Source organism: Georgenia sunbinii, from assembly GCF_036421875.1.
Taxonomy (GTDB): domain Bacteria; phylum Actinomycetota; class Actinomycetes; order Actinomycetales; family Actinomycetaceae; genus Georgenia_B; species Georgenia_B sunbinii.
The window spans coordinates 395,517-415,597 of the sequence record NZ_JAZGOL010000003.1 but is presented as its reverse complement, the minus strand read 5'-3'; the positions used below and the strand labels follow the sequence as shown (position 1 = coordinate 415,597).

Genomic DNA, 20,081 nt, shown 5'->3' with positions numbered 1-20,081 from the left:
TTGAGCATGACGAAGTCGATCGACGCCCCGGTGCAGGATGCAGCAGCCCTGCCTCCTGCACCGGGGCGGTCCCCCCGCCTGCGTGACCGTGGGCTCGCCTGGATCTTCATCTCGCCGGCGATGCTCCTGCTGCTCGGCATGTCGGTCTTCCCGTTGCTGTGGGCCCTGTACCTGTCGTTCACGAACTACTCGGCAACGGGCAACGCGCCCGCCGGCTTCGTCGGGTTGGAGAACTACGCCGACGTCCTGACGTCGTCGGAGGTCCACGGGCGAGCGCTGACGACGACGCTCTTCGTGGCAGGTGCGGTGCTCCTGCAGACCGTCCTCGGATTCTCCATCGCGTACCTCATCTCGCGGCGGGTGCACGGGCGCGGGCTGCTGACGACGCTGTTCCTCATCCCGATGATGCTCTCGCCCGTCGTCGTCGGGCTGTTCTGGCGGTTCATGCTCGACGCGCAGTTCGGGGTGGTCAACAGCATCCTGGGCTCTCTCGGGTTCGAACCGATCGAGTGGCTCACTCGGCAGCGGACGGCGTTGTTCTCCCTCATCCTCGTCGACACGTGGCAGTGGACGCCGTTCATCATGCTCATCGCGCTCGCGGGACTCACCGCGGTGCCCAAGTACCTGTACGAGGCGGCGTCCATCGACCGGGCCTCGGAGTGGTTCCGGTTCCGTCACATCACCCTGCCGATGGTGTGGCCGCTGCTCCTCATCGCGGTGATGTTCCGCGCCATCGAGGCCTTCCGCCAGTTCGACCTCGTCTATGTCCTCACCAACGGTGGGCCAGGGGTGTCCACCGAGACGTTGTCGTTCCACGTGTACAAGGTGGCCTTCCTCGGCTTCAACACCGGGACCGCCTCGGCGTACGGCATCCTCATGGTCCTCATCGTCATCGTGCTGGCGCAGTTCTACCTGCGCTACCTCAACAAGCTGAAGGAGGGCTGATGGCGATCTCCGTCGACGAGGCCGTACCCGGGCCCGTCACCCGCTCCGCGTCCCGAGCCCGCCGCGGAGGCGGCAAGGTCCGGGCCATCATCGAGATCGCGCTGCTGGTCGTGCTTCTGAGCACCTCGCTGTTCACGGTGATGTGGATTCTTCAGACGTCGTTCAAGACCGGCCAGGACATCTACGCCGTCCCGGCGAAGTTCTTCGGCTTCGACGTCACCATGCAGCACTACAAGGACGTCTTCGTCGCTCCCGGCGGGGGGCGTTCGGACCTGTCCGTGTCGTTCATGAACTCCGTCGTGGTCGCCGGGACCTCCACCGTGCTGGCCACCCTGCTCGGGGTTCCTGCGGCGTGGGCCTACTCACGGTTCACCCTGAAGGCCAAGAAGGACCAGCTGTTCTTCATCCTCTCCACCCGCTTCATGCCGCCCGTGGTGGTCGTCATCCCGATCTTCCTCATGTACCGCAACCTCGGGCTCATCGACACCAAGCTCGGCCTCATCCTCATCTACACGGCGTTCAACCTGCCGTTCACGATCTGGATGATGAAGGGCTTCGTCGATGATGTGCCATCGGAGTACGAGGACGCCGCGATGCTCGACGGCTACACCCGTCTGCAGGCGTTCTGGAAGTTCACCCTTCCCCTGCTCATCCCCGGCATCGCCGCGACGGCGGTGTTCGCGCTCATCTTCTCCTGGAACGAGTTCGTCTATGCGATCTTCCTCACCTCCAGCCAGGAGGTCCGCACGGCCCCACCGGCCATCGCCGGCCTCATCGGCGGTACCACGGTGAACTGGGGCCTGGTCGCCGCCGCCACGGTGGTCTTCGCGCTGCCGGTGCTGATCTTCGCCTACCTGGTGCGCAAGCACCTGGTCGCCGGCGTGACCCTCGGGGCGGTGCGACGCTGATGGCCGGTATCGAAGTCACTTCCCTGCACAAGCAGTACCCGGACGGCACCGTGGCGGTCGAGCACGTCGACCTGTCCATCGGTGACGGCGAGCTGTTCGTCATGCTCGGCCCGTCGGGGTGCGGCAAGACGACCACGCTGCGCGCCATGGCCGGTCTCGAGCGACAGACGTCGGGCGATATCCGCATCGGGGACACGCTGGTCAACGACCTGCCGCCCGCCGAGCGGGACATCGCCATGGTGTTCCAGTTCTACGCCCTCTACCCGCACCTGAAGACCCGCGACAACCTGGCCTTCCCGCTGCTTGCCGAGGGCCGGCCCAAGGCGGAGATCCGCGAACGGGTCGACGAGGCCGCCCGGATGATGCAGCTCGGCCCGCTCCTGGACCGCAAGCCGCACCGGCTGTCCGGCGGGGAGCAGCAGCGAGTCGCACTGGCCCGGGCCCTCGTACGGCGGCCGCGCGCCTTCCTCATGGACGAGCCGCTGACCAACCTCGACGCCGAGCTGCGAGCGGACACGCGGACCGAGATCAAGCACCTCCAGGCCCAGCTCGGCACGACGATGGTGTACGTCACGCACGACCAGGTCGAGGCGATGTCGCTCGGGCACCGCATCGCGATCCTCAATAAGGGTCGGGTGGAGCAGGTCGGGACGCCGCTGGAGGTCTACGACCGCCCGGCCAGCCTGTTCTGCGCAGCCTTCATCGGCTCCCCGCCGATGAACCTGTTCGACGTCGAGGTGGCCGACGGTGCGCTACGGGCGGCCGGTGGGCTCGCGCTCACCCCACCGCCGGGCCTCAAGCGTGATCGTACGCTCGTCGCGGGCGTCCGGCCCGAGGCGCTGGAGATCACTCCGGCCGGGGCGGACGGAACGGTTCCGGGCCGGGTCGTCTCAGCCGAGCTCCTGGGCGACGAGATCATCTACGTCGTGGCCAGCGGGGGGCGAGACGTCCGCGTGCGGATGCCTCCGACCGTCCGCTTCGGCCCCGAGGCGCCGGTGGGTCTGCGGCACACCGGCGGGACCCCGCCGGTCTACGACTCGAGCACGGAAGAGCTGGTGGCCTGATGGGAACGGTGGCTGCCTACGGGCTGCGCAAGTCCTTCGGTGAGGTGCAGGCGCTCGACGGGGTGACCCTGGAGGTGCCAGACGGCGCGTTCTTCGTGGTGCTGGGGCCGTCCGGTGCGGGCAAGACGACGACCCTGCGGTCGATCGCCGGGCTCGAGAAGCTCGACGCCGGCTCGGTGCACCTCGACGGCAAGGACGCGACTGGTGACACCCCGGCCGCCCGCAACCTGGCGATGGTGTTCCAGAGTTACGCCCTCTACCCGCGCAAGACGGTCTTCGAGAACATCGCCTCGCCCCTGCGGGCCCGCAAGGCCTCGTCCGACGAGATCGCCACGGCGGTGCAGAAGGTCTCGAGCCTGCTGCACATCGAGCGGCTGCTGAAGCGTAAGCCCGGCCAGCTGTCGGGCGGTGAGATGCAGCGCGTCGCACTGGCCCGTGCGCTGGTCCGCCGCCCGCGGGCGTTCCTCATGGACGAGCCGCTGACGAACCTCGACCTCAAGCTTCGGGTCGAGATGCGCACCGAGCTCACCCGGATCCACCGCAGTCTGGGCGAAACATTCGTCTACGTGACCAACGACCAGGTCGAGGCACTGTCCATGGCCGACCAGGTCGCGGTGCTCCGGGAGGGCACGGTGCAGCAGGTCGGCACCCCGACGGAGATCTATGACCGCCCTGCCAACCAGTGGGTCGCCGGCTTCGTCGGGAGCCCGCGGATCAGCCTGCTCGCCTGCCACGCCGAGGGGGACCGGCTCGTCGGGGCGGAGGGCTGGACACTCCCACGGCCGCGATGGACGACGGCGGAAGACGGCCGTCCGCTGCTGCTCGGCGTGCGCGCCGAGGACCTGTCCGTCGAGGTGCGCAGCGACACAGCGCTCGACGGAGAGCTCTACGGGCTCGAACCGCTCGGCGACCGCACCGTGGTCGACGTCAAGGTGGGCAAGGAGATGCTCAAGGTCAAGGCGCGGCCGACCGTCACCGGCACACCGGGCGAACGCATGTCCGTCACCGTCGACCTGGACCGTGCGCACCTCTTCGACGCGGACACCGGGCTGACGCTGTCCGAGGTGGCTCGGTAGGAGGTCACTGCCTCAACGGAGATCACCAGCTTGCAGCAACCCCTGGGCGCGGCGCTCGAGGACATGGTTGCGGAACAGCCCGACGGCCGGCAGCAGCCGCCGGTTGCTCGGCCACGCGATCCCGACCTCCCGCTTGGCGTCCGGGTCGGCGATCGGGAGATAGCGCAGCGCGCCCCGCTCGGCCTCGGTGCCGTGGGGCCGGGGCATGATCGCCACCCCGAGCCCGGCGGCCACGAAGGCGCGCATCGTCGGGAGGTCGTCGCAGACGAAGGTGATCGTCGGCGACACACCGGCACGGGAGAGCAGGCCGCTGCTGGCGGCCCGGAGCTCGGAGTGGGGGTGGATCATCACGAAGGGGATGTCCCCGCAGTCGGACAGGTCGACCGTGGGGCGGCCCGCCAGGTGGTGGGTGTCGGGCACCGCGAGGAGCAACGACTCCGTCACGAGCTGCTGCCACTCCAGGTCCGCCTCTGTGGGGTGGCGGGTGGTGAACTCGAGATCCGCGGCGGCGCGGCGGCCGACGACGCTCACGAGCTCGTCGCGCTTGGGCACCAGGTCGAAGTGCACGTCGGGGTACTCCTCGCGGAAGGTGCTCACGAGGTCCGGCACCAGCCAGCTGCCGAGCGACGGCTGGAAGGCGACGCGGACCGAGCCGGTCTCCGGGTTGAGGAGCTGATCGAGGGCGGCCATGCCGTCGTCGAGCTCGTGGATCGCGGCGTCGACGTGCCGCTTGAGCACGGAGCCGGCGTGCGTGAGGCGCAGGGTGCGCCCCGACCGTTGCAGGAGCGGGGTGCCGACCTCGGCGTCGAGCCGGGCGAGGGCGCGCGAGATGCCTGACTGCGCGGTGAACTCCGCGGCTGCCAGCTCGGTGAGCGTGAGGCCGTCGGCGACCTGCTGGAACCACCGCAACGTTCGAACGTCCATGCACATATGCTGTTCGGGCATGGATCGTATGTCAAATATCTATTGGACGCATAGGCGCAGGTGGGCCACACTTGAACCATGACAACAACACTGCAGACCCTCGCCTCCAGCCTCAAGGTGACACGGCCTCGCGCCGCTGGCCGCCGCTCCGTCCGTCGGGGTGCTACTCGCCGAGTCGCCTCCTCCGCCGCGATGAACAAGACCGGCGTGGCCGGCTTCGCTCACCTCCCGCAGAGCATGCCCCCGCGGACCCGCTGACCAGCTAGTTCACGCTCACCCTTCACCGAAGGCCGTCTCCGACAGCGAGGCGGCCTTTTCTGTGCCCGCGGCCGGGTCAGTGCGACGTCCGACGACGGCCGCGGCGTCGTCCGCCGCGGACCGCGTGCAGCGCGCCCGGTAGCCGAGCTCCTCGAGCACGTGAGCGGCACGCTCGGCCTCGCGGGTCCCGACCTCCACCACGAGGCAGCCGTCGGCCGAGAGCCATTGGCGGGCGTCGCGGGCGATCCTCACGACGACGTCGAGACCCTCCGCGCCGCCGTCGAGGGCGGTCGTCGGCTCGAACTCCCGGGCCTCAGCCGCGAGGAGCTGGATCTCGTCGGTCGGGACATAGGGCGGGCTGGCGACGAGCACGTCGACCCGATGGCGGAGCCGGCGGGGCAGCGGTGCGAACAGGTTGCCGTGGTGGACGGTGCCTCCCCACGGCGCGAGGTTGCGCCTGGCGCAGGCGACGGCGCGAGCGTCGATGTCGGCGGCGTGCAGGTCCACCCCGGCCACCTCTGCAGCGATCGACGCACCAATCGCGCCGACACCGCAGCAGAGGTCGACGACGACGACGCCACGGCCGGACCCGGCGATGCAGCGGGCGAGCGACGACGCCTCCGCGACCAGGTGGGCGCTGCGCGGCCGAGGGACGAAGACGCCTGGCTCGACGATGAACCGGCGGCCGCAGAACTCGGCCCACCCCACGATGTGCTCGAGCGGCACGCCGGCCACCCGCTGCGCCACCATCGCATCGAGCTGCCCGGGGGTGGCGGCCTCCTCGAGGAGGATCCGCGCCTCGTCCTCCGGGCGGACGCACCCCGCTACGGCCAGCTGCTGGGCGACGGACGTCAGCGACATGCGCTCACGATTCCAGTGTGCCGGCCGCCGGGCACCCTGAATTCAGCGGCGCAGCTGCGCCAGGTGCAGGCGGTGTCAGACGGACGCGTCCGCGAGCACCTCCCGCAGCCGCGCGGCGAACGCGTCCGGCTCCCCGGTCTGCCCGTACTCGCCGCCGAGGAAGCCGGCGTGGTCGCCCGGGAAGACGGTGAGCTCCAGGTCGAGCCGCTCGCCGAGAGCAGCGGTGGTGCGCCAGGTGAGCGTGTCCTTGCTCCCGATGCCGGCGGCGAGCACGATCCGGGTCGATGCCGCGGCGAGGGCAGCGCCGTCCGGCCGGTAGCCGGTGATCGCAGCGGCGGCCCCAGATAGCAGCGGGTCCTCCCGGGAGCCGTCGTCGTCGACGGGCATGCCGAAGGTCGCTGGGTCGGGCGGGTCGCTCAGGGAGTCGTCGCCGAGCTCACCGGACCATGACGTCATGGCGATGAAGGCGGCCATGCCCCAGCTCCAGCCGCGCTCCTGGTAGACCTGCTCGACCCGGTGCCAAGCGGCGAGGGCGCGCTCGGCGTCGGGCAGCACGGTGATCAGCGGCGGCTCGTGCGCCACCAGCGTCCGTACCGCTGCCGGGTGGGTCGCGGTGAGGCACAGCCCGGTGATCGCACCGCCGCTGCTGCCGAACAGGTCCACCGGTCCGGCGTCGAGCGCGGTGATGAGACGGTGGACGTCGTCGGCCTGCTGCTCGGGGGTCTGTCGCAGGCTGCCGTCGTGGCGGACGCTGCGGCCCATGCCGCGCGGGTCGTAGGTCACCACGGTGCGGTCCGCGAAGTGCGAGGCGAGGGTGGTGAACCCGCTCGCGTCCATCGGCTGGCCGATGAGCAGGAGCGGCGGCGCACCGTCCATGGTCGGCAGCGGGCCACGGACGTCGTAGGTCAGCGTGGCTCCGGGGACATCGAGGGTCTGGGTCTCGGCGGTGGTCGCGGTCATCATGGTTCTCCGTCGGGTCGTGGGCGGCGGCGCTGTTGTCGTGCTCCTGCTCCCTACCGACCGGCGGTGGCGCCGGAACTCATCGGTGGGTGCGGACCGAGCCCGCGCGACCCTCCGAGGTGATCCCTACACTCGCCGACATGGCCGAGGTGCGGATCGGGGTGTCCGGGTGGCGGTACCCGCCCTGGCGCAAGACGTTCTACCCGCCTGGCCTGGTGCAGCGCCGCGAGCTCGAGTTCATCGCCTCGACGTTCCCGACGGTGGAGCTCAACGGGTCCTTCTACTCCCTCCAGCGGCCCGAGTCCTACCAGCGCTGGCGGGAGAGCACGCCGCCAGATTTCCGCTTTGCGGTCAAGGGCGGGCGGTTCATCACTCACGTCAAGCAGCTGCGCGACGCCGCGGTGCCCCTCGCCAACTTCTTCGCCTCCGGGGTCCTCGCCCTCGGCGACCGGCTCGGCCCGGTGCTGTGGCAGCTGCCCGCGCGACGCCGGCTCGACCTCGACGCGGTGGCCGAGTTCCTCGAGCTGCTGCCGACCAGCACCCGCCGCGCGGCGGCGCTCGCCGCCGGGCACGACGAACGGCTCGACTGCAGGGCATGGACCACGGCCGACGCCGACCGGCCGCTGCGTCACGCCCTCGAGGTTCGCCACGCCAGCTTCTCGGACCCGGCGTTCTTCCGGCTGCTGCGCGAGCACGACGTCGCGCTCGTCGTCTCCGACGGCGGGACCGCCTGGCCGGTCTTCGAGGAGCCCACCGCCCGGCTGGTGTACGTCCGACTCCACGGCGACGCCGAGCTCTACGTCAGCGGGTACGACGAGCCCGCCCTCCGCCGCTGGGCGGCGAAGGTGCGGGCGTGGCACGCCGCCGGCCACGACGTCGTCGTCTACTTCGACAACGACGCCAAGGTCCGTGCGCCGTTCGACGCGCTCGCGCTGACCGAGCTGCTCGCCGACATCGCCGCTCGGCCGGCGGCCTAGCGGCGAGCTGGGCCTCAGTCGCTCAGTGACACCGTCACGCCGCCGGAGAACATCGAGTCGTGCAGCTCGACGGCTGCCGGCACGGCGTCGGCCGGGATGTCGAAGACGACCACCGCTTCAACCGTGTTGCCCGGGTTGATGTCGGTGAGGAACGAGTCGGAGTCCTCCAGGTAGATGGCCGCCGCGCTGTTGGCCGAGTGCTCGCGGCCCTGGTCGTCGACGAGCGTGTGGTTGTCGCCGTGGAACATCTGCGCCTGGTCCCCGATGTTGGCCACCGTCACGTGGACGAGCACGAACTGGCCCTGTGCCTGCTCGTTCAGCCACTCGTTGCCCACCTCGGCAACGCCGGCCTCGACGTCGGTCACGGTGAACTCGAACTTGCCGTCGCGCACGGCGTCGCCGATCCCGGGGCCGGCCTCGTCGGCCGGCTCGGGCTCGACCTGCTCCGCGTCGGCGGCGTCGGCGGCGTCGGCGGCGTCGGCGGCGTCGGCAGCTGCCTGGTCAGCGGGCGCGGCGCCGTCGCCCATCGTGTCGGTGCCGGTCGTCGCCGCTGGTGCCGCGCTGCCCGGCTCGTCGTCGCCACCGCCGAAGGCATTGGCGAGGACGATGAGCACGACGATCGCCAGGATGGCGGTGAGGATCTTGTGCCGGGCGAACCAGCTCTTGCGCGGCGGCTGCGGCGGGGTGCCCGGGGCGCCGCCGTGGGCGGGAGCAGCGTACGGGTGCTGCGCCGGCTGAGCGCCGGGCGTGCGGTAGGCATCGGGTCCCTGCGGCGCGAATCCGTGCGGGACGGCGGGCGGCTGCCCGGTGTCGGGGTGGTTCATGGTGTCCTCCTCGGTCGTTGGCCGTTCTCGGCTGCCACCAGCCAACGCGACCGGCCGGGCCTGCCGCATCGGCCGGTCGCCCAGAGCGCGTTAGCCGATCGGGGGAGGGCCGGGGCGCCGTGAGCAGCCGGACGGCGGTGCTGCATGTCGGCGAGGTTGTCTACCGTGACGTCATGGACCAGCGAGCCGTCGTCACCACCCGGCGCCCGCCGTGGTGGCGGACCGTTACCTGGGGGACGCTCTGCGCGGCCGCGTCGGTCACGAGCGTGACGTTCTCCGAGCTGGCTCGGGCGGACGAGTACGGCTGGCAGATCCTTCTCACGGGCGTGGTGCTCCTCGTCGCACTCGCCCTGCCGCTCGTCCTGGTCTGGCGCCATCGCGCCCCGTTCGCCGTGACCATCGTGGCGGCCGCCGTGGCAGCCGTCCTCCCCATAGGGACATGGACGGCCCTCGCCGCCCTCGCCTCGCTCCTCGGGCGCCGCCGCGGCCGGGAGGTGTGGTGGACCACCGGCGGCGTGGCCGTCGCCACCCTCGTCACCACGGTCCGTGACGCGCACGGCTCATCGAGCGCGACGTCGCTGCTCAAGACGGTCTTCGCCCCGGCGCAAGCGCTACCGGGCACCGCCGTGGACCTCGGCTGGTGGGTGGCACCGCTCTTCACGGTGCTGAGCATCGCGCTCGCCGTCGGCGCGGGCCTGGCGGTCCGGGCCCGGCGGGAGGCTGCCGCCGCCACGCGCCAGGCCAGTGCCGTGCAGGAGACGAGCGACCAGCTCGGCGACCAGCTCGCCCGGCAGCGTGAGCGTGAGCGTATCGGTCGCGAGGTCCACGACGTCCTCGGGCACCGGCTCTCCCTGCTCAACCTCCACGCCGGCGCGCTCGAGGCTCATGCGCCGTCGGCGGGGGGGCTGGGCGAGAGCGCCCGGCTGGTGCGCGAGAGCGCGTCGCGGTCGATGGCCGACCTCCGCTCGCTGCTCGCCATGCTCAACGAGCCGCTCGCCGCCGAGCCCGCCGAGCCCGATCTCTCCCTGGTCGACCTGCCCGCGATGATCGAGGAGACGGTCGTCGCCGGTGTGCCCGTCAGCTCCTCGGTGTTCGTCACCGACGCCGAGCAGGCCGACCCGGCACTCGCCCGGGCCGTCTACCGGATCGTCCAAGAGCTGCTGACCAACGCGCGACGCCACGCGGCCGGCGCCCCCGTCCGTCTCGAGGTCGCCGGCGGCCCCGCCACCGGCATGCGGATCGATGCCCGCAACCCCTACCTCGCCGCGGCGCACCCCGGCGAGACCGTGAGCGCCGACGGTCAGGGGCTGCGGGGGATCGCCGAGCGGGTCGAGCTGCTCGGCGGGAGCCTCGCCTACGGCCTGGACGACGGCGGTCGGAGCTTCCGCGTCACGGTGGACCTGCCGTGGCGCGGCCGCGAGCCCTGACCGGTCCACCCGCGCCTACGATGGCGGGATGAGCGCCCCGCACCGGATCCTCCTGGTCGACGACGACCCGCTCGTGCGGACCGCGCTGCGCCTCATGCTCACCAGTGACCCAACCATGGACGTCGTCGGCGAGGCGGGAGACGGTGACGAGGTGGTCGAGGCTGTCCAGCGTCATGCGCCGGACGTGGTCCTCATGGATCTGCGGATGGCCCGGATGGACGGCATCGAGGCCACTCGGCAGGTGCGGCAGCTGCCCGCCCCGCCGAACGTCATCGCGTTGACCACATGGGACGTCGACGACGCCGTCCTGCGCAGCCTTGACGCCGGCGCGGCCAGCTTCCTGCTGAAGACGGCGTCCCCCGAGGAGATCATCGGCGCGGTCCGGTCGGTGATGGTCGGCGACGCCGTCCTCTCCCCGCGCAGCACCCGTCAGGTGCTCGACCACTACGCCCGCACCGAGGACTCGCGGGCCCGGCAGGCGGCCGAGGAGGCGATGGCCCAGCTGACCGAGCGGGAGCGAGACGTCGCCGTCGGCGTCGGGCACGGGCTGAGCAACGCAGAGATCGCCGCCCGCCTGTTCGTCTCTGCGGCCACCGTCAAGTCGCACCTCGCCGCCGCCCAGACCAAGCTCGACGTCCGCGGCCGCGTGCAGGTCGCCGTCCTGGCCGAGCGCGCCGGCCTCTTGGGCTGAGGCCAGGCCCGGCGGGTGCGCCGGGGCGCTGCAGCACATATGGACACCCGGCCTCTCCCGCCGGGGATCTCGCTACCATCCGGCGAGACGTTCCCGGCTCGGAGGATGAGATGTTCGACAAGATCCTGGTGGCCAACCGCGGTGAGATCGCCGTCCGCGCGTTCCGTGCTGCCGTCGAGCTCGGCGCCCGAACGGTGGCGGTCTACCCGTACGAGGACCGCGCGTCGATGCACCGGCAAAAGTCCGACGAGGCCTTCGAGATCGGGACCCGCGGCCAGCCGGTGGCGGCCTACCTCGACGTCGCCGAGATCGTGCGTACCGCGCTCGACGCCGGGGCGGACGCGATCTACCCCGGCTACGGGTTCCTCTCGGAGAACCCCGAGCTGGCGCGCGCGGCCGACGCCGCCGGGCTGGTCTTCGTCGGCCCGCCCGCAGACGTGCTCGAGCGGGCCGGGAACAAGGTCACCGCGAAGGAGCACGCGAAGGCGGCCGGCATCCCGGTGCTGCGGTCCTCGCCGTCCTCCGACGACGCCGACACCCTCGTCGCGGCCGCTGCCGAGCTGACGTTCCCGGTGTTCGCCAAGGCGGTCGCCGGTGGCGGTGGGCGCGGGATGCGGCGTATCGAGAGCATCGACGTGCTGCGCCCGGCGCTCGAGGAGGCGATGCGCGAGGCCGGCAGCGCCTTCGGCGACGCGACGATGTTCCTCGAGGAGGCCGTGCTGCGGCCCCGGCACATCGAGGTGCAGATCCTCGCCGACCAGTACGGCGACGTCGTCCACCTCTTCGACCGCGACTGCTCGGTGCAGCGCCGCCACCAGAAGGTCGTGGAGATCGCCCCCGCACCGAACCTCGACGACGACGTGCGCCGGCAGCTGCACGACGATGCCGTGGCCTTCGCCCGCGCCGTCGGCTACGTCAACGCCGGCACGGTGGAGTTCCTGCTGGAGACCGCCGGGCCCCGCGCCGGGCAGCACGTGTTCATCGAGATGAACCCGCGCATCCAGGTGGAGCACACGGTCACCGAGGAGGTCACCGACGTCGACCTCGTCCAGGCGCAGCTGCGCATCGCGTCGGGGGAGTCACTGGCGGACATCGGGCTGCGTCAGGAGTCGCTGCAGGTGCGCGGCGCCGCGCTGCAGTGCCGGATCACCACCGAGGACCCGACCGCCGACTTCCAGCCCGACATCGGGCGGATCACCACCTACCGCTCGCCCGGCGGCGCCGGCATCCGAATCGACGGTGGCACCACCAGCGTCGGCGCGCAGATCAGCCCGTACTTCGACTCGATGCTCGCCAAGCTCACCTGCCGGGGCTGGGACTTCCCGACGGCGGTCAACCGGGCACGTCGGGCGCTCGCGGAGTTCCGCATCCGCGGCGTCGCGACCAACATCCCGTTCCTCCAGGCGGTGCTCGACGTCCCGGCGCTCGTCGAGGGCGACCTGAGCACCGCGTTCATCACCGAGCGGCCCGAGCTGCTCACCGCCCGCAAGTCCCAGGACCGCGGCACCAAGGTGCTGTCCTGGCTCGCCGACGTCACCGTCAACCAGCCGCACGGGCCGCGGCCCGCCGTCGTCGTCAACCCGCGTGACAAGCTGCCGACGATCGACCTGCACGACGACGCACCGGCCGGCTCCCGGCAGCGGCTGCAGGAGCTGGGGCCGGCAGGGTTCGCCCGAGACCTGCGCGAGCGGTCCGCGCTGGGCGTCACCGACACCACCTTCCGTGACGCGCACCAGTCGCTGCTCGCCACCCGGGTCCGCACCCGGGACCTGGCCCGCATCGCGCCGTACGTCGCCCGGCTCACCCCGGAGCTGACATCGGTGGAGGCCTGGGGCGGGGCGACCTACGACGTCGCGCTGCGGTTCCTGCAGGAGGACCCGTGGGAGCGGCTCGCCACGCTGCGCGAGGCGATGCCGAACATGGCCCTGCAGATGCTGCTGCGCGGCCGCAACACGGTGGGCTACACGCCGTACCCGGAGACGGTTACGCGGGCATTCGTCGAGGAGGCGGCGGCCACCGGTATCGACGTGTTCCGGATCTTCGACGCGCTCAACGACGTGAGCCAGATGCGGCCGGCGATCGACGCGGTGCTGGAGACCGGCACCGCGGTCGCCGAGGTCGCGCTGTGCTACACCGGCAACCTGCTCGACCCCGACGAGCGGCTCTACACGCTCGACTACTACCTGCAGCTGGCCGAGCAGATCACCGCGGCGGGCGCGCACGTGCTCGCCATCAAGGACATGGCGGGACTGCTGCGCCCGGCGGCTGCCGCGCGACTCGTGAGCGCGTTGCGCGAGCGGTTCGACCTGCCGGTGCACCTGCACACCCACGACACCGCCGGCGGGCAGCTCGCCACGCTCCTCGCTGCCGCCGAGGCCGGGGTGGACGCGGTCGACGTCGCGAGCGCACCACTGGCCGGCACCACCAGCCAGCCGGCGATGTCGGCACTGGTCGCGGCGCTGCAGCACACCGAGCGGGACACCGGCCTGGCGCTGGCGGCGGTCAACGACCTCGAGCCGTACTGGGGCGCGGTGCGCGAGGCGTACCGGCCGTTCGAGTCGGGGCTGCCGGCGCCCACCGGGCGGGTCTACCGGCACGAGATCCCCGGTGGTCAGCTCTCCAACCTGCGCCAGCAAGCCATCGCGCTCGGGCTGGCGGACGACTTCGAGCTCATCGAGGAGATGTACGCGGCGGCCGACGCGATCCTCGGCCGGATCCCCAAGGTGACGCCGTCGTCGAAGGTGGTCGGCGACCTCGCGCTGCAGCTGGCCGCGGCGCACGCGGACCCTGCGGAGTTCGAGCGTGACCCGGGAGCCTTCGACATCCCGGACTCGGTGATCCGCTTCATGGCCGGCGAGATCGGCGAGCTGCCCGGCGGCTGGCCCGAGCCGTTCCGCAGCAAGGTGCTCGCCGGCCGCACGCCGGACCTGTCGGTCCGCGAGCTGAGCGACCACCAGACCGCGCTGCTGCGTGAGCCGGGGACGACGAGGCGGGACCTGCTCAACGAGCTGCTGTTCCCCGAGCCGACCTACGCCTTCCGGGAGAACCGTGAGAAGTACGGCGACGTGTCGGTCATCGACACGCTCGACTACCTCCACGGGCTGTCCGACGGGCAGACCGAGTACGTCGTGGAGATCGAGCGGGGCGTCCAGCTGAACATCGGGCTGGAAGCGATCAGCGAGCCCGACAAGCACGGCGTGCGCACCGTGATGACCACCCTCAACGGGCAGCTGCGACCCGTCTACGTCCGCGACCGGCAGGTCGAGGCCGAGGTGCACGTCGCCGAGAAAGCCGATCCGGACCAGCCCGGGCACGTCGCGGCGCCCTACTCCGGCGCGGTGACGATGCGCGTCGCCGCCGGCGAGACGGTGGCGCGCGGCGACCAGGTGGCCACGATCGAGGCGATGAAGATGGAGGCCACCATCACCGCAGCGGTCGCCGGCCGCGTCGCCCGCCTGGCGATCGGTGCCCGGGAGGACGTGGCCGCCGGGGACCTGCTCTGCGTCGTGGAGGAGTAGCTCAGACCTTCGCGTACCTCGCCCGGCCGAAGGAGTAGACGCCGTAGGCGGCGAGGCCGATCCCGACGGCGGTGAGCAGCGCCTTGCCGAGCGGCAGCTCGAGCAGGGTGCGCAGCGCGCCGTCGAGACCCTCGGCCTCCTCTGGGTCGTTGGTCAGTGCGGCAATGACGAACAACGCCCCGACGACCCCTAGCGCGATCCCTTTGGCGACGTAGCCGACCCGGCCCGCGAGCACCACCCACCTGCCCGGATTCTGCCGCAGGTCCTCGAGGAACGTCCGGCGCCATCCCTTGACCACGTGGAAGATGCCCACCCCGATGATCACCGCTCCGAGGACGCCGACGGCCAGCTGCCCCAGCGGCTGCGCCATCACGGTGGCCGTCATGCTCTTCGTCTCCCCGGAGCCGCCGCCGGAGCTCGAGCCGGTCGCGATGGCGGCGGCGAGGCCGGCGAGCGCCACGTAGGTCACCGCCTTGGCGACGTGCGTGAGCCGGTCCTTGGCCTTCGTTGCGGTGACGATCGCGGTCGCCTGCCAGACGGCGAGCAGCGCGAAGCCCACGACGACGACCCAGAGCAGGCTGCTCCCCAGGGGCGTGGAGCCGACCTCCGACAATGCCCCCGACTGGTCCGCAGAGCTTCCCGAGCCGCCCCACGCCAGGCTCACCGCCAGCCAACCGATGACCAGATGGAGCAGCCCGCCGGCCGCGTAGCCGAGTCGGGCACCTGTGGTGACGACCCGGCTGTCGCCGATGTCCGACGCGGTTCCGCGCGCAGTTGCTGCCATCGCTCAAGGCTCGCAGCCCGAGCCTCGGCGCGCCCGCCGGAAAGTCGCCGAAAATTGATCGAACTACACCCTTGTGACTCGTACGTACGTCCGATAAACTGGGTCGCAGGAGGTACTCGCTGTGGGACTTCACCCGGATGTGCTCGTCGATGGTGACGATGCCGAGCGCGGTACCGAGGCCCACACGGACGACCGCAGCGCAGTCGAGGCGGTCCTCGGTGGTCTCGTTGCGGCGGCGACGCGCGCAGCGGGAGCGTCGTCGGTCGAGGTGTTTGCGGCCGGCCCGGAGGACGACGAGCTGGTGGCCGAGTTCCTGGGGTTCGGGTTCGGTGGCTACCGGCTGGAGCCGCCGCCGTCATGGCCGGCGGACGTGCTCGACCACCTCGACGGCCGAGAAGGCGTGCTCGGAGAGTTCCTGGAGGTGCTACCTGCCGGGGTGCTGCTGGGCCGGTTGCTGGCAGCGATCGACCTGTCGCAGGTCGACGACTACTCCCTCGTGGAGGTCGTCGCCGCGCACAAGCGGATGGAAGGGTGGTCGGCGGCCCGGGCGGCGGAGGCCGCGGCGGTGCTCTCCAAGCGGGAGGCGCTCGACTCCACGTGGCCGGTGACGTTCCGCGCCACGGGCGGCCCGCCGTGCTTCGGCGGGGACGAGCTGGCGCTGCGGCTGGGGATCAGCCGGATGACGGCACGCCGGCTGACCGGCCGGGCGTTCCAAGGGATCTTCGACTTCACTCAGGACGCACTGGAGGCCGGCGAGATCGACTTCGCCAAGGCGCAGGCGATCGTGGGGGCGTTGGAGGACCTGCCGGCCGACGTGGCGCTGGCCGCCCAGCTGACGGTGCTGGACCGAGCCCCGGGCCGCACCTTGCACCAGGTCCGCCAGGACCTCGCCGCGGCGGTGATCGCCGTCGATCCCGACGGCGCCGACCAGCGCCACGTCGCGGCACGCCAGGAGCGGCGGGTCAACCACCCCCGGGCACTGGCCGACGGGATGGCGCTGATGTCCGCGGTGCTGCCGGCGGCCGACGCCGTCGGGCTGGACCTGGCGCTGGAGGGCGCTGCGCGGGCAGCGAAGAACAACGGTGACCAGCGCACGCTGGACCAGCTGCGCGCGGACACCCTGGCGCTCATGGGCCACACCGCGCTGGCCACCGGCCACGTCGGCCCCCACCCCGAGACCCACTGCACCTGCGGCTGCACCACCACGACGACGACGCCGGACACCTCACCGTCGCCGCCGGCCGAGACGGACAACCGCGACGGCGACGATCCACCTCCGGCACCGCGCGCCGCGGCGGACGACGAACCGGACTCGATGACGGACGGCACCGGCACCGCCGCGACGGACCCACCACCTGACCCGGCGTCCAGGGGACAGCTGCGCCACCGGCCGGCTGACGGCCCACCCCATCCCGGCCACCGGGTCCCCGGCTGCGTCCTGCCCCACGTCCGGCTCGGGATGATCGCCGGCGGACGGGCCGACATCCGGATCACCGTGCCGCTGCACGTCATGCTGCCCGAGCTCGACCCGCCGCAGACCCATGCGTTGGACCGTGAACCCGTGCCGGTAGCCGACCTCGAGGGGTACGGCCCGGTGCCGCCGGAGGTCGCCCGAGCGCTGGCGGCCGGCGGCACCTGGCGCCGCCTGGTCACCGACCCCACCGGCACCCAGGTGCTGGACGTGGGCCGCACCCGCTACCAGCCCACCACCGCCATCGCCGACCACGTCCGGGAGCGCGACCGCACCTGCATCCGCCCCGGCTGCGTGACACCGGCCCGGCTCTGCGACCAGGACCACGGCAAGGAGTGGCACCTGGGCGGGCACACCTCGGTCACCAACCTGCAGTCGCTGTGCAAGCGCGACCACATCCTCAAGACCGTCGGCGCCTTCACGGTCGCCCGCGCCGCTGACGGCAGCTTCGCCTGGACCACCCCGGCCGGTCACGGCTACCGCCGTCACCTCGACGGCCGCGTCACCCGACTGCCCCGCGGCGCCGCCGACGCCCTTCGCACCGTCGCCCGTGCCAACCGCGGCGACCGTCCCGCCGGCGATACCCCCACCTGGAACGACGACCAGGCCACCATCGACCACATCCTGCGCCGGGCCGTCGAGCTCCCGGTCACCCCGCAGCCGCCGGCAGACGATCCGTTCGCCCCAGCCGTGTCCCACTACCTGCCGCCGCTCAAACCGAGCCCGTCGCCCTTCTGACCGTCGCTCCGGGGACCCTGACGATCCCCATTCCCAACCAGGGTCCGCTCAGGGGGATAACCGATGGACCGCCCTCGGGCCGCTGCCGTTGACTGGACGGACTGATCGACGCAGGGGAGGGGGCCGGCCATGGAGCTGTTCGCGCAGATGGAGGCCTTCGCCACCCAGCTCGGCGCCTCCCCGTGGCTGCTGGTGCTCGTCCTCGTCCTCACCGTGGTCGACGGCGTGCTGCCGCCGGTCCCCAGCGAGACGGTCCTCATCACCGCCGCCGTCCTCGCCATGACCGCGGACGGTCCGCACCTGGCCCTCGTGGTCGCGGCCGCCGCCACCGGCGCGCTCGTGGGCGACCTGCTGGCCTTCGCCGTCGGCCGGCACCTCCCGCTGCACCGGCTGCCCTGGCTGCGTGGTGAGCGCGGCCGACGAGCCTGGGCACGCGCGGGCGCCGCACTGGACCGTCGGGGGACCACCATGGTGATCACCGGCCGATTCATCCCGGTCGGCCGGGTAGCGATCAACATGAGCGCCGGCGCGCTCGGCTTCCCCGCGCGCCGGTTCACGGTCGCCGCCGGCGCGGCCGGGCTGCTGTGGGCGAGCTACAACGCGCTCATCGCCATCGGTGCGCAGTCGCTCACCGGCGGCAGCCCGCTCGTGTCGGTCGCTCTCGGCGTGCTCACCGGTGCACTCACCGGCATCGCGGTCGAGGCCGTCCTCCGCCGCGTGGCGCTCACCCGAGAGGCACCCGTCGTCAGCAGCGCCGAGGCGCCGGCGACAGCGTCGGCCCCGGCGCCCGGCCGCGACCCGGCGCAGCGCACCCCGGTGGGCGCCGCCTCCCGCTGGCTGCTCTGAACGGTCCGGCAGAGGCCAGGAACGTCTCGGTCGGCGACCCTCACCACCTCGTAGATCTCACCTGCTGAGATTCCCCGTGGCGCCCCGTCGGCGGTTTCGGCACCGGTCGATCGTGGAGGTCCACCCGGGGCGTCATCCGCGGCACCCCGCACTGTGAGAGGACCACCGATGACCGCACGTCGCCGCACATGGCAGGCAGCAGCCACCCTGGCCGCCGCGACCATGGCCCTCGCGGCGTGTGGCGACGGCGCGGGCACCCCTGATCCGCCCGCCGGTGCCGCGACCGTCGCCGGCGAGCCGCAGCAGGGCGGCACCCTCACCTTCCTCGAGTACCAGTTCCCCACCTGCTTCTACGCCGGCGGCTCCGGCTACTACCCGGTGGCCACCGTGCTCAACCAGATCGGCGACAAGCTCACCTACCAGGACCCCGAGACCCGCGAGATCCACCCGTGGCTCGCCGAGTCCTGGGACGTGTCCGAGGACGCCACCGAGTACACCTTCCACCTGCGCGAGGGCGTCACCTTCTCCGACGGGAGCCCGCTCGACGCGACGGCCGTCGCAGCGAACTTCGACCACTTCGGCCTCGGCGACGAGGCCCTGGGCCTGGCGAGCCAGGAGTTCGTCGCGAACTACGCGAGCTCGGAGGTCGTCGACGAGCACACCGTGACCTTCCGCTTCGACGCGCCCGTCCCCGGCTTCCTCCAGGCGACGTCGGTCGTCGGTGCCGCGATCGTCGCGCCGGCCACCTACGAGCTGTCCTACGAGGAGCAGTGCCAGCTGGAGAACTTCGTCGGCTCCGGACCGTTCACGGTCACCGACATCGTCCCGGAGCAGGAGTACACGCTCACCGCCCGGGAGGACTACGACTGGGCGCCGCCGTCGCTGGAGCACCAGGGCCGGGCCTACCTCGACGAGATCAACATCATCGTCACCCCTGAGGACAGTGTCCGCATCGGCGCACTCACCTCCGGGCAGGCCGACGCGATCCGCTCCGTCCAGGCCTACGACGAGCCGGCGCTCACCGCGGCCGGCTTCGAGCTGTACGCGCCGCAGACCAACGGGGTCAACCCGCAGCTGGCACTGCGCCCCGGCAACCCGATCCTCGCCGACGAGTCCGTGCGCCAGGCGCTGCTCAAGGGCACCGACACCCACGCCATCGTCGACACGCTGTTCACCGACAGCTACCCGGTGGCGACCTCGCCGCTGAGCGCGGGCGCCACCGGCTACGTCGACCTGTCCGACCGGCTCGCCTACGACCCGGACGAGGCGAACCGCCTGCTCGACGACGCCGGCTGGGAGCCTGGCCCGGACGGCATCCGGGTCAAGGACGGGCAGCAGCTGGAGCTGACGACGCTCATCCACGCGGTCTTCCCGCTCCACCAGCAGACCAACGAGCTCATCGCCCAGCAGTGGCAGGCCATCGGCATCAAGCTGAACATCGAGCTCGTCGACGCCGCGGCCTCGACGGTCCGGGTGCAGGACGCCACCGACATCGGCGTCAACACCAGCCACGTCGGCCGGGTGGACCCCGACGTCCTGTACAGCGCCTTCCACAGCAGCCAGCGCGACTACCTGCTCAGCGAGGACGCCGCGCTCGACGGCCTCCTCGAGGAGATCACCGCACTCGCCGCGACCGAGGACCGGTACGCCAAGGCCGCCGAGGTCCAGGAGTACCTCATCGACCACGCGCTGACGATCCCGCTGTTCGAGCAGCCGCAGACCTACGCCGCCGCCCCGCACGTGCACGGCTTCGGCTACGAGGCGGTCGGCCGGGCCCACCTGTACGACGTCTGGCTCAGCGAGGAGTGA

The 20,081-nt window shown here is 71.8% G+C and carries 16 protein-coding genes; 11 read left to right on the top strand and 5 right to left on the bottom strand.

Annotated elements, in window-relative coordinates; translation table 11 throughout:
• The first annotated feature begins 6 nt into the window (after nt 1–6).
• The 4 genes from V2J52_RS09755 to V2J52_RS09740 are packed head-to-tail and all read left to right on the top strand — an operon-like array spanning nt 7 to nt 3,993.
• The gene (locus V2J52_RS09755) at nt 7–945 is read left to right on the top strand and encodes a carbohydrate ABC transporter permease (protein ID WP_331227491.1); all 939 of its coding nucleotides are present in this window, start codon (nt 7–9) and stop codon (nt 943–945) included.
• A complete protein-coding gene (locus V2J52_RS09750; RefSeq protein WP_331227490.1) occupies nt 945–1,853 on the top strand; it encodes a carbohydrate ABC transporter permease in 909 nt (302 codons plus the stop codon). The genes V2J52_RS09755 and V2J52_RS09750 overlap by 1 nt, the downstream gene beginning before the upstream one ends.
• Complete coding sequence (locus V2J52_RS09745) at nt 1,853–2,917, top strand: ABC transporter ATP-binding protein (RefSeq protein WP_331227489.1); 1,065 nt, start codon at nt 1,853–1,855, stop codon at nt 2,915–2,917. Before V2J52_RS09750 ends, V2J52_RS09745 begins: the two co-directional genes overlap by 1 nt.
• Nucleotides 2,917–3,993, top strand: a complete 1,077-nt coding sequence (locus V2J52_RS09740) for an ABC transporter ATP-binding protein (RefSeq protein WP_331227488.1) — start codon at nt 2,917–2,919, stop codon at nt 3,991–3,993. Before V2J52_RS09745 ends, V2J52_RS09740 begins: the two co-directional genes overlap by 1 nt.
• 12 nt (nt 3,994–4,005) lie before the next feature.
• Here V2J52_RS09740 and V2J52_RS09735 read toward each other — a convergent pair whose 3' ends face one another.
• From V2J52_RS09735 to V2J52_RS09725, 3 genes are all read right to left on the bottom strand, one after another.
• Nucleotides 4,006–4,917, bottom strand: coding sequence for a LysR family transcriptional regulator (locus tag V2J52_RS09735; RefSeq protein WP_331227487.1), 912 nt, complete (start codon nt 4,915–4,917; stop codon nt 4,006–4,008).
• A 273-nt stretch (nt 4,918–5,190) separates the two neighbouring features.
• Nucleotides 5,191–6,036: a putative protein N(5)-glutamine methyltransferase gene (locus tag V2J52_RS09730; RefSeq protein ID WP_331227486.1), complete on the bottom strand. Its 846-nt coding sequence runs from the start codon at nt 6,034–6,036 to the stop codon at nt 5,191–5,193.
• Between the two features lie 75 nt (nt 6,037–6,111).
• Nucleotides 6,112–6,996 carry an alpha/beta fold hydrolase gene (locus V2J52_RS09725; RefSeq protein ID WP_331227485.1) on the bottom strand — a complete coding sequence of 295 codons (885 nt, stop codon included), beginning with the start codon at nt 6,994–6,996 and terminating at the stop codon, nt 6,112–6,114.
• A 140-nt stretch (nt 6,997–7,136) separates the two neighbouring features.
• On the opposite strand from V2J52_RS09725, the gene V2J52_RS09720 reads away from it, so the two are divergent.
• Nucleotides 7,137–7,973 (top strand): DUF72 domain-containing protein, encoded by an 837-nt coding sequence (locus V2J52_RS09720; protein WP_331227484.1) that lies wholly within the window; start codon nt 7,137–7,139, stop codon nt 7,971–7,973.
• Between the two features lie 14 nt (nt 7,974–7,987).
• On the opposite strand, the gene V2J52_RS09715 is transcribed toward V2J52_RS09720, so the two are convergent.
• A complete protein-coding gene (locus V2J52_RS09715; RefSeq protein ID WP_331227483.1) occupies nt 7,988–8,797 on the bottom strand; it encodes a DUF4352 domain-containing protein in 810 nt (269 codons plus the stop codon).
• Between the two features lie 173 nt (nt 8,798–8,970).
• Between V2J52_RS09715 and V2J52_RS09710 the strand changes: the two genes are divergently transcribed.
• The 3 genes from V2J52_RS09710 to V2J52_RS09700 all read left to right on the top strand — a co-directional run bounded on the left by V2J52_RS09710 (nt 8,971) and on the right by V2J52_RS09700 (nt 14,433).
• Nucleotides 8,971–10,224, top strand: a complete 1,254-nt coding sequence (locus tag V2J52_RS09710; RefSeq protein ID WP_331227482.1) for a sensor histidine kinase — start codon at nt 8,971–8,973, stop codon at nt 10,222–10,224.
• A 28-nt stretch (nt 10,225–10,252) separates the two neighbouring features.
• Nucleotides 10,253–10,915 carry a response regulator transcription factor gene (locus V2J52_RS09705; RefSeq protein ID WP_331227481.1) on the top strand — a complete coding sequence of 221 codons (663 nt, stop codon included), beginning with the start codon at nt 10,253–10,255 and terminating at the stop codon, nt 10,913–10,915.
• Nucleotides 10,916–11,025: 110 nt separating this feature from the next.
• A complete protein-coding gene (locus V2J52_RS09700; protein WP_331227480.1) occupies nt 11,026–14,433 on the top strand; it encodes a pyruvate carboxylase in 3,408 nt (1,135 codons plus the stop codon).
• Between the two features lies 1 nt (nt 14,434).
• Here the strand turns inward: V2J52_RS09700 and V2J52_RS09695 are convergent, their stop codons facing one another.
• Nucleotides 14,435–15,217 (bottom strand): DUF1206 domain-containing protein, encoded by a 783-nt coding sequence (locus V2J52_RS09695; protein ID WP_331227479.1) that lies wholly within the window; start codon nt 15,215–15,217, stop codon nt 14,435–14,437.
• A 121-nt stretch (nt 15,218–15,338) separates the two neighbouring features.
• On the opposite strand from V2J52_RS09695, the gene V2J52_RS09690 reads away from it, so the two are divergent.
• The 3 genes from V2J52_RS09690 to V2J52_RS09680 all read left to right on the top strand — a co-directional run bounded on the left by V2J52_RS09690 (nt 15,339) and on the right by V2J52_RS09680 (nt 20,081).
• Complete coding sequence (locus V2J52_RS09690) at nt 15,339–17,426, top strand: HNH endonuclease signature motif containing protein (RefSeq protein ID WP_331227478.1); 2,088 nt, start codon at nt 15,339–15,341, stop codon at nt 17,424–17,426.
• A gap of 129 nt (nt 17,427–17,555) precedes the next feature.
• Nucleotides 17,556–18,272, top strand: coding sequence for a DedA family protein (locus V2J52_RS09685; protein ID WP_331227477.1), 717 nt, complete (start codon nt 17,556–17,558; stop codon nt 18,270–18,272).
• A gap of 168 nt (nt 18,273–18,440) precedes the next feature.
• Nucleotides 18,441–20,081, top strand: a complete 1,641-nt coding sequence (locus tag V2J52_RS09680; protein WP_331227476.1) for a TIGR04028 family ABC transporter substrate-binding protein — start codon at nt 18,441–18,443, stop codon at nt 20,079–20,081.